7 protein-coding genes are annotated in these 14,499 nt (G+C 70.9%); all 7 read right to left on the minus strand.

From position 1 onward, the window contains the following. Nucleotides 1-56: 56 nt before the first annotated feature. Nucleotides 57-2,285 (minus strand): xanthine dehydrogenase family protein molybdopterin-binding subunit, encoded by a 2,229-nt coding sequence (locus AC07OY_RS24750; RefSeq protein ID WP_495045249.1) that lies wholly within the window; start codon nt 2,283-2,285, stop codon nt 57-59. A 10-nt stretch (nt 2,286-2,295) separates the two neighbouring features. Continuing rightward, entirely contained in the window at nt 2,296-2,751 is a 456-nt protein-coding gene (locus tag AC07OY_RS24755) for a (2Fe-2S)-binding protein (RefSeq protein ID WP_495045250.1), read from the minus strand. 62 nt (nt 2,752-2,813) lie between these two features. Next, nucleotides 2,814-6,542: an ATP-binding protein gene (locus AC07OY_RS24760; protein ID WP_495045251.1), complete on the minus strand. Its 3,729-nt coding sequence runs from the start codon at nt 6,540-6,542 to the stop codon at nt 2,814-2,816. Between the two features lie 102 nt (nt 6,543-6,644). Continuing rightward, on the minus strand, nt 6,645-9,404 hold the full coding sequence (locus AC07OY_RS24765) for a TonB-dependent receptor plug domain-containing protein (protein WP_495045252.1): 2,760 nt from the start codon (nt 9,402-9,404) through the stop codon (nt 6,645-6,647). 235 nt (nt 9,405-9,639) lie between these two features. After that, nucleotides 9,640-10,431: a substrate-binding periplasmic protein gene (locus AC07OY_RS24770; RefSeq protein ID WP_495045253.1), complete on the minus strand. Its 792-nt coding sequence runs from the start codon at nt 10,429-10,431 to the stop codon at nt 9,640-9,642. Next, nucleotides 10,428-12,791, minus strand: a complete 2,364-nt coding sequence (locus AC07OY_RS24775; RefSeq protein WP_495045254.1) for a CHASE2 domain-containing protein — start codon at nt 12,789-12,791, stop codon at nt 10,428-10,430. Before AC07OY_RS24775 ends, AC07OY_RS24770 begins: the two co-directional genes overlap by 4 nt. Continuing rightward, nucleotides 12,788-14,422, minus strand: a complete 1,635-nt coding sequence (locus tag AC07OY_RS24780; protein ID WP_495045255.1) for a FecR domain-containing protein — start codon at nt 14,420-14,422, stop codon at nt 12,788-12,790. The genes AC07OY_RS24775 and AC07OY_RS24780 overlap by 4 nt, the downstream gene beginning before the upstream one ends. Nucleotides 14,423-14,499: the final 77 nt, after the last annotated feature.

Below are 14,499 nucleotides of genomic sequence, written 5' to 3' on the forward strand. Positions count from 1 at the left end.
GCTCCCCCAAATGACAAGGCGGGCCCGAGGGCCCGCCTCTTTCATGCCCGCTCGCCTCAGGCGAAGCTGAAAGGCAGCTCGCGCTGGCGCTTGCCGGTCAGCCGCGCCACGGCATTGGCCAGGGCCGGCGCCAGGGCCGGCAGGCCCGGTTCGCCCATGCCCTTGGGCGGATCGTTGCTGGGCACGATGCTGACCGTCATGACCTTGGGCGCATCGGTGATGCGCGGCATGGCCATGTCGTAGAAGTTGTTCTGCTCGACGGCCCCGTCCTTGAAGGTGATGCGGTGGCTGGGCATGGTCGTCGCCAGGGCCATGATGGCCGCGCCCTGCACCTGCGTCTCGACGGCCTTGGGGTTGATGCAGAGATTGCAGTGCACGCCGGCATGCACTTCCTGCAATACCGGCTGGCGGTCCTTGCCCTTGCCCTTCATGCTGGCCACCACGACATAGGCGACGACGGACTCGAAGCTTTCGTGCACGGCCACACCCCAGGCCTGGCCGGCCTTGAGCTTGCGCTTGCCATAGCCGCTCTTGTCGACGGCCGCCTGCAGGGCCGCGCGATGGCGGTCGGCCTTGGCATTGCCCTCCATCAGCTTCATGCGGTAGGCCACCGGGTCCTGCTTGGTGGCAAACGCGATCTCGTCGAGCAGGGTCTCCATGACATAGGCCGTGTGCGTGGCGCCGACCGAGCGCCACCACAGCACCGGCACGTTGATGTCCGGATGGTGGACGCTCAAGTTCATCGGGATCTCGTAGGGATCGCGCATGCCCTCGGTTGTCGTGCCATCCACGCCCTTCTGGTAGCCGAAGCCCTCCAGCGGCGAGCCCTTCAGGATGCTCTGGCTGACGATGCGGTGCTGCCAGCCGGCGATCTTCCCCGTGGCGTCGAAGCCGATCTCGGCGCGGTGCACGGTCATGGGCCGGTAGTAGCCGGACTTGAGGTCGTCCTCGCGGCTCCAGATCACCTTGACCGGCATGGGCTTGCCGGCCTGGGCCAGCGCCACCGCCACGGCCGCCGCCTCGCGCGGCCATTCGGTCGCGGGCGTGGCACGGCGGCCGAAGCCGCCGCCGGCCATCTGCACATGGATCTGCAGCTGCTCGGGCTTGAGCCCGACGGTCTTTGCCAGATTCATCGCGTCGATGCCGGGCATTTGCGCCGCGTAATAGAAGTCGCAGCGGTCGGCCTTCAGGTCCACCGTGCAGGCCAGCGGCTCCATCTGGGCGTGGTTCAGATAGGGGAAGACGAAGTCGGCCGTGATCTTGCGGGGCGCCTTGCTCCAGCCCGCCACGTCGGCCTGGAACTCGGGCTTGGGCGCCGGCGTGCCGGCCGTCTTCGCGAGGGCCAGGTATTGCTTGGTCAGGGCCGCGGTGTCGGGCTTGGCGACGCCGGCCAGGTCCCAGTCGACCTTCAGCGCATCCCGGCCCTTCTTGGCCGCCCAGTAGCCGCTGGCGACGACGGCCACGCCCTGGCCGCCGCGGTCCAGGGTCACCGGCAGCACGGCCTTGACGCCCTTGACCTTCAGCGCCTCGGCGGAGTCCAGCTTGGCGATCTTGCCGTTGAAGACCGGCGGGCGCTGGATGACGGCGACCGCCATGCCAGGCAGCTGCACATCCATGCCATAGGCCTGGGTGCCCGTGCTCTTGGCCTGGCTGACGACCAGGCCCGTGGGCCTGCCGATGATCCTGAAGTTCTTGGGATCCTTCAGCGTGACGGCCTCGGGCACCGCGCCCTTCATGGCGGCGTCGAAGAACTCGCCATAGCCGGCGCTCTTGCCGCCGCCGCTGATGATGCCGTTCTCGGCTTTCAGCGAGGACGCCGGCACGCCCCAGCTCTCGGCCGCGCTGGCCAGCAGCATGGCCTTGGTGCGGGCGCCGAGTTCGCGGTATTGCTGGTAGCTGTTCTTGACGGAGTTGGAGCCGCCGGTCAGGTGGATGCCGAACAGCGGGTCCACATAGGCGGCCTTCTGGTCGCCGAAGCCGGTGCGCACCTTGCTCCAGTCGGCGTCCAGCTCCTCGGCGCAGATCATGGCCAGGCCAGTCTCGATGCCCTGGCCCATGTCCATGCGGTTGCACAGGATGGTGGTGGTGCCGTCCTTGGCGATGGTGACGAAGGCCAGTGGCTGCTCGGTGGGCTTGGAGCCGGGCTTGGGCGCCTGGGCCGAGGCGACGCCTGGCAGCAGGGCGAGGCCGACGGCGCCGCCCACCGTGGTGGTGACGAAGCTGCGGCGGGACAGGCCGGCGCGAGCCTGGCTCAGGACCTGGTCGATGCGACGTGGGTTCAGCATGTCGTCCTCCTCAAGCCAATTGAGCCGCGGCCGCGTGGATGGCGGCGCGGATGCGGGTGTAGGTGCCACAGCGGCAGATATTGCCGGCCATGGCTTCGTCGATCTGGGCGTCGCTGGGCTTCTTGTTGCCTTTGAGCAGGGCGACGGCGCTCATGACCTGGCCGCTCTGACAGTAGCCGCACTGGGCCACGTCATGCTCGACCCAGGCGGCCTGCACGGCCTGCCCCACCTTGTCGCCGGCCAGGCCCTCGATGGTGGTCACCGGGCCGCTCACCGAGGAGATCGGCGTCAGGCAGGAGCGGATGGCCGTGCCGCCCACATGCATGGTGCAGGCGCCGCACTGGGCCGCGCCGCAGCCGAACTTGGTTCCGGTCAGCTTCAGTTCCTCTCGCACCGCCCACAGCAGGGGCATGTCGGGGTCGGCGTCCAGCGCGACGGCGCGACCGTTCACGGTCATGTTGATCATGGATTCCTCCGGGGGGGTGGGACGCGGCGACTCTAGCCAGAAGCAGCGTCCCAGTACATCAGTCAGGCATTAGCCGCTGATGCATGGATGGCCCGGTCCAGGGCCTGCAGGCCCACCGGCTTGACCAGATGGCCGTCGAAACCGGCCGCGGCCGAGCGCTGCAGGTCCTCGGGCTGGCCATAGCCGGTCAGCGCCACCAGGCGCAGGCGCGCGCCCTCGGGCGCCGCGCGCAGCCGCCGCGCCACCTCGTAGCCGTCCATGCCCGGCAGGCCGATGTCCAGCAGCACGACATCGGGCTGCCAGGACAGGGCCAGGGTCAGCGCGTCCTGGGCGCCGAAACCGGTCTGCACCTCGTGGCCATCGGCGCGCAGCATCATGGCCAGGGACTCGGCGGCGTCCTCGTTGTCGTCGATCAGCAGCACGCGGCGCGGCGGCTGGCCGGCCGGGGCCGCCGCCGGCGCTGGCGCGGCGACCTGCTGCAGCAGCGGCAGCCGGATCTCGAAGCAGGCACCCTGGCCGATGCCGGCGCTGCTGGCGCTGACGCGGCCGCCGTGCATCTCCACGAGGCGGCGCACGATGGCCAGGCCCAGCCCCAGGCCGCCGTCGGCGCGGTCCAGGGTGCGGTTGCTCTGCACGAAGAGCTCGAAGACGGCGGGCAGCATGTCCGGCGCGATGCCGGCGCCGCTGTCCGTCACGCGCAGGACGGCCTCTTCGCCCTCGCGCAGCAGCTCGACGAGGACGTCGCCGCCGATGTCCGTGTACTTGGCCGCGTTGGACAGCAGGTTGACCAGGCATTGCTGCAGGCGCGCCGCATCGCCCAGCACCGTGAGCGCCTGGCCGGTGGCCAGCTTCAGGTGGTGGCGGCGTTCCAGCAGGGCCGGGCCGACGGCCTCGACGGCCGCGGCGATGACGCCCGCCAGCTCGACCGGCCGTCGTTCCAGCTCGATGCGGCCATGGGTGATGCGCGACACATCCAGCAGGTCGTCCACCATGCGGGACATCTGCCTCACCTGGCGATCGAGGATCTCCACGGCGCGGCGCTGCGGCGCCGCGGCGGCCGTCGTGCGCAGCATCAGCTCGGCAGCCGTGCGTATCGGCGCCAGCGGATTGCGCAGTTCGTGGGCCAGCATGGCCAGGAACTCGTCCTTGCGGCGGTCCGATTGCCGCAGCGCCTCTTCCATGCGCTTGCGCTCCGTCATGTCGAAGGAGATGCCGCTGAGGCGCACCGCGTCGCCGGCATCGTTGCAAACGGCCTGGGCGCGCGTTTCCAGCCAGCGCAGCTCGCCGTTGTCGGGGCGCACGATGCGCTGCTCCAGGGTGAAGCCGCCCTGGCCACGCGCCGCCTCGTCGATGCGGTGGCGGATCGCGCCGACATCGTCGGGGTGGACCAGGGCGAAGCCTTCCTCGAGATGGCGCAGCGAGGCGCCCAGCACGTCGACGGCGTTGTCCGACACCCGCAGCTTGCGCGACGGCAGGTCGATCTCCCAGGTGAACATGCGCGCGTTGGCCAGGAAGAGATGCAGCTGCTGCTCGCCCGAGCGGCGCGCCAGGTCCAGCTCGATGAGGGCCGACACGCGTGCCAGCAGCTCGCGCGCCGTGAAGGGCTTGATGAGGTAGTCGTCGGCGCCGGCACCCAGGCCTTCGATGCGGGCCTCCTCGCCGGCGCGGGCCGACAGCAGGATGACGGGCAGCGTGTGCAGGCCGTCGTCCGCGCGCAGGGCGGCCAGCAGGCCGAAGCCGTCCAGGCGGGGCATCATGACGTCGGACAGCAGCAGGGCCGGCCGCTCGCGGCGCGCCGCCGCCAGGGCCTGCTCGCCGTCGGCCGCCTGCTCGACGCGGAAATACGGCGCCAGCAGGTTGTGCAGATACTGCCGCATGTCGGCGTTGTCATCGGCTATGACGATGCGGGCGCCCAGGGTCGCACGGTAGCGCTCGCCGATCTCAGCCAGGCTGCCGGTCGGCGCGTCGCCGGTCACCTCCTGCTGCGGCAGCCAGCGCAGCGCCTCCTGCACATAGGACGAGGCCTGGCCGGTGCCCGGCGCCTCGGCGCCCTCCTGCCTGACCTGCTCGGGCGGCAGATGGGCATGGCCGAAGGGCAGGCGCAGCGTGAAGCGGCTGCCGCGCCCGAGTTCGCTGTCCACGTCGATGCGGCCGTGATGCAGGCGCACCAGCTCCTGCACCAGGGCCAGGCCGATGCCGCTGCCCTCATGGGTGCGCGCCTGCACGCCCTCGACGCGGTGGAAGCGCTCGAACAGCCGCGGCAGCTCCTCGGCGGCAACGCCGATGCCCGTGTCCTCGACCTCGACGACGGCCCAGCCCGCCTCGGCGCCAACGCGCACGCTGACCTCGCCCTGCAGCGTGTACTTCAGCGCGTTGGACAGCAGGTTCAGCAGGATGCGCTCCCAGTGATCGCGGTCGACATAGACCGGCGCCGGCAACTCGGGGCAGGTGACGCGAAAGACCAGACCCGCGCTCTCCATCGCCGAGCGGAAGCTGCTCGCCAGCTCGCCCGTCAGCGCCGCCAGATCGGTGGGCCGGAACACCGAGGTGGCCCGGCCGGCTTCGATGCGCGAAAACTCCAGCAGCGCATTGACCAGCTTGGACAGGCGCAGCGTGTTGCGCTCCACCATCAGCAGCCGGCTGCGCGCCGAGGGCGGCAGCTGTTCGTGGTCGAGGGCATCGCGCAGCGGCCCGGTCATCAGCGTCAGCGGCGTGCGGAACTCGTGGCTGATGTTGGAGAAGAACTGGGTCTTGGCCCGATCCAGGCGGGCCAGTTCCTCAGCCCTTTGCTGCTGCATCTCATAAGCCTCGGCGTTGCCGATGGCGGCCGACAGCTGCTGGGCGACCAGGCGCAGGAAGTCGGTGTAGTGGTCGCGCGGCAACCGATAGGGGTTGAGGCCGACGATGAGCACGCCCTCCTGCCCGGCATCGCCGCTGGGTCGGATGGGCAGCACCATGGCCATGCGGGCAGGCTCTTTCCAGTCACCGCGAGGCCAGGAGATGCCGGCCGGCAGCGCTGCGACAACGCGGGGGCGCTGCGTGCGCAGCACCTCACTGGCCTGCCAGGGCTCGCCACGCACGTCGAGCGCGCGCACCGCGTCCAGCCACGGGCCTTCGCCACCGGCCGCGCCCGCCAGCGAGAACGCGGCCTCGCCATGCCCTCGCAGCAGCACGGCAGCGCACAGCACGTCCTTGCGGTTGGTCTCGAGCGCCTCGGTGCAGCGCCGCACGGCGTCGGCCACGGTGCGCGCATCGGCCGCGCGCGCCGCGAGCTCGCGCAGCAGGTCGAGCTGGCGTTCACCGACGACGCGCAACGTCTCATCGGAGTTGGCGCAGATGATGCCCGCCGGCACGCCGTCGTCGCCCGGGATGGGGCTGTAGGAAAAGGTGTAGTAGGTCTCCTCGGGGTAGCCGTTGCGCTCCATGATGAGCAGCTGGCTCTCCATGAAGATGCCGTCGCCGTTCATCGCCGTCTCGAGCAGCGGGGCGATGTCGAGCCAGATCTCGCGCCAGACCGTCGCGGTCGGCTGGCCCAGGGCCCACGGATGCCGGCCGCCGATGATGGACTGGTAGGCGTCGTTGTAGAGGTAGATGAGCTGCGGCCCCCAGCCGATCCAGATCGGCTGGCGCGAGGTCAGCATGATGCGCACGACCGTCTTCAGGCTGCGCGGCCAGCCGCTCGGCTCGCCCAGCGGCGTGGCCGCCCAGTCGTGGGCGCGCATCAGCTCGCCCAACTCACCCCCGCCGGCCAGGAAAGAGGTGTCGAGGTCGCGATGCGCGGGCAGGCTCATGCGGCGCACGATAGCGGCAACCCAGCCGCCCCTGTCGCCGCGGACAAGAAAAAAGGGACTCCGAAGAGCCCCTTGTGGCGTCAGCACCGCTGACGGGTCATTTCACTTGAACTGGTAGCTCGCCGTTGCGTACCAGAAGCGGCCGCGCGGGTCGACGAAGGAGCCGGCATAACCGGTCACATGCGAGCCGTAGCTGGACACGGCGGTGAACGGCGGATCCTGGTCGAGCAGGTTGCGGGCGCCGACGCGCAGGGCCAGCGTGGGCATGGGCTTCCAGCCCACGGCCAGGTTCCAGCGGCTGGTGTCCTTGACCTTGTAAGGCACTGCGACGCCGACATTGGCCTCCACCAGGCCGGCGGACTCCGTCCAGCCCTTGACGAAGACGTTCTCCAGCGAGACGTTCCAGTTGCCCAGGTTCCAGTCCAGGCCCAGGGTGTGCTGCCACTTGGGCACCGGCTGCACGCCGGCGCCGTCGCCGGCCGTGCCCTCGTAGGAGACGAAGGGCGTGCCCTTGCCGTTCTGCTGCTTCCACAGGTTGATGTAGCTGCCGGTGAAGCTGGCGCCCAGGCGGCCCATGCTGCCCAGCTGCCAGCTGGCCTTCACATCCAGGTCGATGCCGTTGGTCTTCAGGTCGCCCAGGTTCTCGACCGGCGTCTCGATGTAGCTGATGAAGGCGGGACTGGGCGAGGGCAGGCGGTGGACGCGCGAGATGTAGCGCTGGTAGAGGGTCGGGTCGGACATGATGGCGTCGCCGCCGATGGTGCCGATCTGGTCCTTCTTCTGGATATGCCAGTAGTCCAGTGCGATGGACAGGTCACGCACAGGCTCGAACACCGCGCCGAGGGAGTACTGGCGCGACTTCTCGGGCTTGAGGTTGGGGTCGCTGGACAGGCGCACGTTGAACTGGGTCTCGCAGCGCGGGTCGCCCGCCTGGCCGGCCGGGCAGTTGGGGTCGACCAGGGAGTTGGCCGTGTTGGTGAAGGCCGTCGGGCTGTTGACGTCCCACAGCGTCGGCGCGCGGAAGCCCGTGCCGGCGCTCCCGCGCAGCAGCACTTCGCGGCTGGGCTGGAAGCGCAGCGTCACGCCCGGGTTGAAGGTGCCGCCGAAGTCGCTGTACTTGTCGTAGCGCGCCTTGACGGTGGCCTCCCAGCCCTTGGCGAAGGGCATGGAGAGTTCGCTGAAGACCGCGTAGATCTTGCGCGAGGCCACGGTCTTGGGCACCGAGCCCTCGCCGCCGATGTGCAGGCCCGCCTCGTAGTCCGGGTTGACGGCGCGGTCGTCGGCCTTCTCCTGGCGCAGGTCGGTGCCCACGGCCAGCATCATGGGACCGCCGGCCATGCTCATCAGCTCGCGGCTGGCCTTGACGTCCAGCGCATAGGTCGTGCTCTTGGAGCGGCGCATCGGGCCTTCCATGCGGGCGCGGTTCAGCGCGGCCAGGCCGGCGTCGTCCTGCGGACCGAAGGGGTTGATGACGCCCGTGGCCAGCTCGGTGATGAAGCGGCCTTCGTGCAGATAGTTGTAGTAGTCCAGCGAGCCCTTGGCCTGCGACATCGTCAGGCCGGCGTCGTAGTCCCAGCCCTGGAAGATGCCGGTGGCGCCGGCCACGAAGCGGGTCTGCTCGTTCAACACATTGTTGGTACGCGGGCCGACCGGCACCGAGCGCATCGCGATCTCGGTGAAGCCGCCGCCCAGGGTGTCGAACTGCGCCGGCGTGTAGCCCAGGCTGGTCAGCAGCGCCGCGGGGAAGTACTTGCTCGAGATGGGCAGGGCGAAGGACGGGTAGGTGCCGTTGGGCTTCACATGGCCCGCGGTCGAGTCGATGGGCACGGCGGCCGTGCGGCCGATGGAGTCGTTGCGCGCATAGCTGGCCTCGACGAAGACCTGCGAGTCGCCGCCCGTGTCCAGCGTGAACCGTCCGAAGGCGTCGGCCTTCTTGGAGTCGGGCAGGTTCTCCTGCATGGCCGGATAGATGAAGCGGCAGCGCTTGATCGGCGTGCCGTTGGGCGTCGTCGTCGTCAGCGTCTGGATGGTGTTGTAGTTGGGGTCGCAGGGGCTGAAGGCCGCGCCCGCGTTGGCATAGGCGCCCGGCGTGATGTTGAAGTCAACCAGGCGGCCCGGGAAGGAGCGGCCCGAGGTCGGGGGATCGGAGCCGGGGATCTCGGTCAGGCCGCGCAGATACCACTTCTGGTCGAGGGCGCTGACCTTGGTCTGCTTCTTGACGTTGCCGGTGACGAGCAGGTTGTAGCCGTCGGTCTTGAGGCCGCCCATGCCGAAGGCGATGGAGGCGCTGGTCTCCTTGCCGCCGATGCTCTTCTCGGGGGCGCCGTACTTCAGCGTGATGGCGCCCTTGTCGTAGTCCTTGCGGGTGATGAAGTTGATGACGCCGCCGACGGCGTCGGTGCCGTACACGGCGGAGGCGCCGTCACGCAGCACCTCGATGCGGTCGATGGCCGCGAAGGGGATGCTGTTCAGGTCGACCGACGAGTTGCCGCCGATGGAGCCGAAGGCGAAGTTGGCCATGCGCCGGCCGTTCAGCAGCACCAGCGTGGAGTTGGGGCCCAGGCCGCGCAGGTTGGCGAAGCTCTGCGAGTAGCCGGCGCCCTGCGTGCTGTCGGACTGCATCGCCGTGTTGGCGCCGATGCGGCGCAGGATGTCCTCGACGTTGGTGGCGCCGGTCTTCTCGATCTGGTCACGCGTCATGACCGACACGGGCAGGGCCGTTTCGGATTCGACGCGCTTGATGGACGAGCCGGTGATGGTGATGCGCTCCAGCTGCTGCTGGGCCGGCGCCTGCGCGGCGGCCGTGCCGGCGATGCCGGCGGCCAGCAGGGCCAGCGCCAGTCGGGTGTGGCGGTGTTGCATGGAAGCAGTACTCCTCTGTCGGTTGGGGCTTTGTGAAGGGGGTCGCCCCGACCCCCGCCGCGGCGCGGCGTGTTGCCCTCATGCAAAGAAGTTTTGTGCGGCGTTTCAGATGACCTCCCCTGCGGGAAGTCAGGCTGTGGCGCAATCGCAGCACCAAGAACTAGGGCCTGACTTTCCGCACGGGCCGTGCATCAGCCCGACGGCCCAGACTCGCGCGTACCTGCCTCTACGGCCCTCAGGGCCGCAAGCCGTAGTCGCGGTAGATGCGCTCCACCGCGCCGGCGCGGGACAGCTGGCCGAAGGCGGCCGTGAAGGCGTCGAACACGGGCTTGTGGCGGGCCAGCCGCCGGTTGAAGAGCAGGTAGTAGCCCACCGGTGTCGCCTCCGGATAGGGTGCGAAGCTCAGCGCCTCCATGTCGGCCCGCGCGATGCCATGGCGCTCGGCTGAGGCCCGCAACTCGGCCGTGCCCAGCAGGTAGTCGCAGCGCCCCAGCATCAGCTTGGTGACGACCGCCTTCAGGCTGTGCGCGCCGGCATCCACGCCGCCGCGGATGCCCCGCTCCTGCAGCCAGGCGTAGTTGGAGCCGGACAGGCCGCACAGCCGGTACTGGCCCAGCACCGGGTAGGACGCCAGCTCGTGCGGCAGCTCGCTGCGCGCGGTGACGAACCAGGCCCCGCCCGTCAGCTGGTGGATGGGGCCGAGGAAGGCGTAGTCGGCCTGCCGCTGCGGGTTGCTGCTGGCGTAGAAGGCGAAGTCCACCGCCTCGCTGCCGGTCGCCTTGGCCTGGCGCAGGCAGCGGGCCCAGGGCAGCGGCCGCAGCACCAGCCTCACGCCGGCCTGCTGCGCCAGGGCCTTCACCAGGTCCACCGCCGCGCCGCGCCAGACGCCCTGGGCATCCGGGTGGCCATAGCCCGAGCGGTCGGCCTCGTCGAAACAGGCCGACACGACCTCCTCCGCCCCCCAGGCCGATGCCGAGGCCGCCACCAGGGCGGCGGCCAGCAGGCAGCGGCGCACGAGCGTCGTCATGGGCGGGCGTGCCTGGCCAGGGCCTGCAGCAGGGCCGCGAGGCTCAGCGGCTTGGTCAGGTGGGCATCGCAGCCCGCCGCCAGCGACTGCTGCACATCGGTGTCGAAGGCATTGGCCGTCAGCGCGACGATGGGCGTGCGCGGCCGGCCTTCGGCGGCCTCCACGGCCCGCCACTGGCGCGTCGCCGTCAGGCCGTCGGTGCCCGGCATCAGCATGTCCATCAGCACGAGGTCGAAGTCCGCGTCGCGCAGGGCGGCCAGCGCCTGTTCGCCGTCGCGCACCCGCGTGATGTGGTGGCCCAGCGGCGTCAGCATGCCGTCGATGACGAGCACGTTGACATCGTTGTCCTCGGCCAGCAGCAGCTGCAGCGGCCGGCCCGGCGCAATGCGCTCGCCGCGCGGCTCGACCAGGTCGTCGTGGGGCGGGCGCGCGTCCGGCAGGTCCAGGCTGGCCTCGAAGCGGCTGCCCTCGCCCGGGCGGCTCTGCACGCTGACGTCGCCGCCCATCATGCGCGCCAGGCTGCGCGTGATGGCCAGGCCCAGGCCGGTGCCGCCGAACTCCTGGGCGATGGCCGCATCCGCCTGTGCAAAGGGCTGGAAGATGCGCTCCAGCCGGTCTGGCGCGATGCCGATGCCGGTGTCCTGCACGGAGATCAACACCTGGCCCTCGGCATGGCGCGACAGCTCCACCGTCACGCCGCCCTTGCGGGTGAACTTGATCGCGTTGCCGACCAGGTTGGTGACGATCTGGGCGACGCGCTGCTGGTCGCCCAGCACCCAGCCGGTGGCCTCGGTGCGCGCGAACACGCTCAGCCAAAGGCCCTGGCTCTGGGCGCGCTCGCGCAGCAGCTCGAGCTGCAGCTCGACCAGGTCGACGAGGTTGAAGGGGTGGGACGCCAGCTCCAGGCGGCCGCTCTCGATGCGGGCGTTGTCCAGCAGGTCGTTGATCAGCGCGAAGACCTGGCGGCCGGCATGGCCCAGCACCTCGACGTAATGGGCCTGGTCGGGCTTGAGGGGCGAGCGGGCCAGGATGTCGGAGAAGCCCAGCACGGCGTTCATGGGCGTGCGCATCTCGTGGCTGACCTGGGCCAGCAGCTCGGTCTTGGCGCGGCTGCGCGCATCGGCCAGCTCGCGTTCGCGCGTCAGCTCGCGCTCGCGCTGGCGATGCGCGCGCTCATGCTCGATGGCCGTCAGCAGCAGGCCCAGGGCCAGCAGATACAAGGCCGGCGCCGACGTGGGCAGCAGGCCGGCCTGCACGGCACCCCAGGACGCCAGCATCAGCGCGCCCAGGCCCAGGCCGGCGGCCACGGCCTGGCGGCTCAGCAGCAGCGGCAGCAGGCCGAGGGCGAGCAGCAGCGCATTGACGGCCATGACGGACGCACCGCGCTCGCGCAGCAGGGGCAGCGGGTCCTGACCCAGGGCCTCGAAGACGGCCACGTTGAGGGCCGTGCCCGACAGCCGGCCCTCGGGCGTCATGACCTCGTCGGCAAAGAAGGCGCTGCTGCCGACGAAGACGCTGCGCCCGGCCAGCAGCCGGCCCAGCTCGGCGTCCTCCGTCTCGCCGAGGGCGGCGCGCATCAGGCGCTGCCAGCTCACGCGCGGCGGCTCGCCGCCGTTCAGCGGCAGGCGCAGGCGCAGCTGGCCGGCCTCGTCCACCGGCCAGCGGCGCGCGCCGGCGACCAGCTCGCCGCCCTCGCGCCGCCAGGCCAGGGCGCCGTCGGCGCGCAGCCGCGCGGCGAAGGCGAGGCTGGGCAGGCTGCGGCCCTGCACGCGATGCAGCAGCGGCAGATGGCGCAGCAGGCCGTCGTCATCCAGGGCCACCGAGATGACGCCGAGGCTGGCCGGCTCGGACAGCGCCTCCAGCAGCGTGTCGGCGGGCGCCGTCAGGGCGTCCCAGTCCAGGCCCGGCGCGTGGGCCGCACCCAGGCGGGCCAGGGCGCGCTGCTCGGCGGTGCTGGCCGGCGCCAGCTCGACGGCGGCGCGCTGGCGCAGGCCGGCCGCGGCCAGCACCGTGGGCGGCCCGGCGGCCAGCGTCGACGACAGCCGCGCATCGCCATCGCGCGGCCCGGAGAAGACGATGTCGACCACCACCAGGCGGGCGCCGGCCTGGCCGAGATAGTCCAGCATCAGCGCATAGACCTCGCGCGAATACGGCCACTCGCCCAGGGCCTGGCGCAGCGCCCGCAGCGAGGCGTCGTCGATGTCGACGATGACGCTGGTGGCGGGCGCGGGCGGCGGCGCCGCGGCGCGCAGCAGCAGGTCGCCGACGGCGCGGTCGATGCGCGGCTGGGCGCCGGTCAGGCTCAGCAGGGCCCAGAGCAGCAGCGCTGCGGGCAGGGCGAGCCAGGGCCAGCGTTTCAAAGCAGGGGGATGAGCAGCAGCGGCAGCAGCCAGAGCCAGCGCGGATAGGGCTGCTCGATCATCTGCGTCTGCCCCCAGGGGCTGGGCGCGCCGGCGGCATTGAAGGCCCGGGCGCGCAGGAAGTATTTGCCCGGCGAGGGCTTGGGCAGCGCGACCTCGGCCTTGTCGGTGTTGAAGCGCTGCACGTCGCTACCCCCCGTACTTTCGAAGGATTCCGTCTTGCTCCACTCCAGCTCGTAGCGCACGACGCCGGGGTCGGCGCGCCAGCGCAGCTTGAGCTGGTCGCCATCGACTTCGGGCTCGGCCGGCGGCGGCGCGGGCGGCGGGGGCTTGATCTCGAAGCTCTGCGGGTCGCCGAAGGGGCCGGAGCGGCCGCCGGCCTCGACCGAAGCGATGCGCCAGTGATAGACACCATCCGGCAGGCGGGCGTCATGGTTCGCGCCGTCAATGGGCGACGGCTGCACAACCACATCCTTGAAGCCGGCGTCACGCGCAATCTGCAGGCGCACATTGGGCGCTGCCGTGTTGCGCGTCCACGCCAGGGGCATGCCGCCGTTGTAGCTGACCGCGCCCTGGGCCGGCGACTGGATGAAGGGCGGCTCGGGCCGGGCCTGCAGGCGGATGTCCTTGTCCGCCGCGACGCCTTCCTGGCCACGCGCATCGATGGCGCGCACGCGCAGCGTGTAGTCGCCGTCGGCAAGATCGCGGGCCTCGGCCCAGTTGGTGGTCGGCTCGCCGACGACGTCATCCAGCAGCAGGCGGTCGAAGTCACCACGAACGTAGAGCTGGGCACGCCAGGTGGCCGCGCCGGTCGGCCCGCCCACCCAGGACAGATGCAGCGGCAGGCGCTCGGCCACGGGCGAGAGACCGCTGAGGTCGGGCGCGGGCAGCAGCGGCGCGACGCTGAGGGCCTTGCCTTCGGCCAGCAGGCCCTGGCCGGCCGCCACGTCGGGGCCGAGGCCGTCGGCATGCACGGCGCCGGACAGCACCTGCATGCGGCTTTGCGCCTGCGCCGTCTGGACGCGGAATTCGGTGCCGCGCACGCCCAGGTTCACATGCGGCGTGCGCACCTCATACAAGGGCACGCGCTGGGCATTGGGCGTCACGCGGCTGTCGGCGCCGCCCTGCTGCACGCCGATGCGCACGGCCGGCAGGGCGCCACGGCCCAGCACCAGCAATTGCTCGAGGGTGATGTCGCTCTCGGGCGGGATCAGCAGGCGCGAGTCGTCGGCAAAGCGCAGCGAGGCGCTGGACTGGGCGCCGGTGCGGATGCGGTCGCCGCTCTGCAGCGTGGCGCCTGCCGCCAGGGGCTCGCTGCCGGCACCGCGCTGGCGGGTGACCTGGCCGCGCGCGAACACGGCCTCGGCGACGCTGGCCTCGCGCCTCAGCCAGGCCACCGGCATGCGCAGCGTCGAGCCGGGCTTGAGGCGCAGCGGATCGGGCACGCGGTTGAGCTTCTGCAGGTCGCGCCAGGTCTTGGGCGGCGCCAGCCAGGCGTCGGTCAGCGTGATCAGGGTGTCACCAGGCTGGATGCGGTAGCGCCAATCGGCGTCGGCCGCCTCGGTCTGCGCGTGCGCGCCGACGCAGGCCCACAGCAGGACCATGGCCAGCCAGACTCTCATTGCTTTCATAGCAGCCTCCCCTTCCCTTGCAGGATGCCGAATACTAGCCACGCTGGCCCAGGCCGAACATTGGAGGAGTGCCCACG

It is taken from the genome of Roseateles sp. GW821-FHT09H10 (genome assembly GCF_059415865.1).

Excerpts from the sequence above, each read along its gene's own strand:
- AC07OY_RS24750 (WP_495045249.1), bottom strand. The coding sequence starts at position 2,285 with ATGCTGAACCCACGTCGCATCGACCAGGTCCTGAGCCAGGCTCGCGCC.
- AC07OY_RS24755 (WP_495045250.1), bottom strand. The coding sequence starts at position 2,751 with ATGATCAACATGACCGTGAACGGTCGCGCCGTCGCGCTGGACGCCGAC.
- AC07OY_RS24760 (WP_495045251.1), bottom strand. The coding sequence starts at position 6,542 with ATGAGCCTGCCCGCGCATCGCGACCTCGACACCTCTTTCCTGGCCGGC.
- AC07OY_RS24765 (WP_495045252.1), bottom strand. The coding sequence starts at position 9,404 with ATGCAACACCGCCACACCCGACTGGCGCTGGCCCTGCTGGCCGCCGGC.
- AC07OY_RS24770 (WP_495045253.1), bottom strand. The coding sequence starts at position 10,431 with ATGACGACGCTCGTGCGCCGCTGCCTGCTGGCCGCCGCCCTGGTGGCG.
- AC07OY_RS24780 (WP_495045255.1), bottom strand. The coding sequence starts at position 14,422 with ATGAAAGCAATGAGAGTCTGGCTGGCCATGGTCCTGCTGTGGGCCTGC.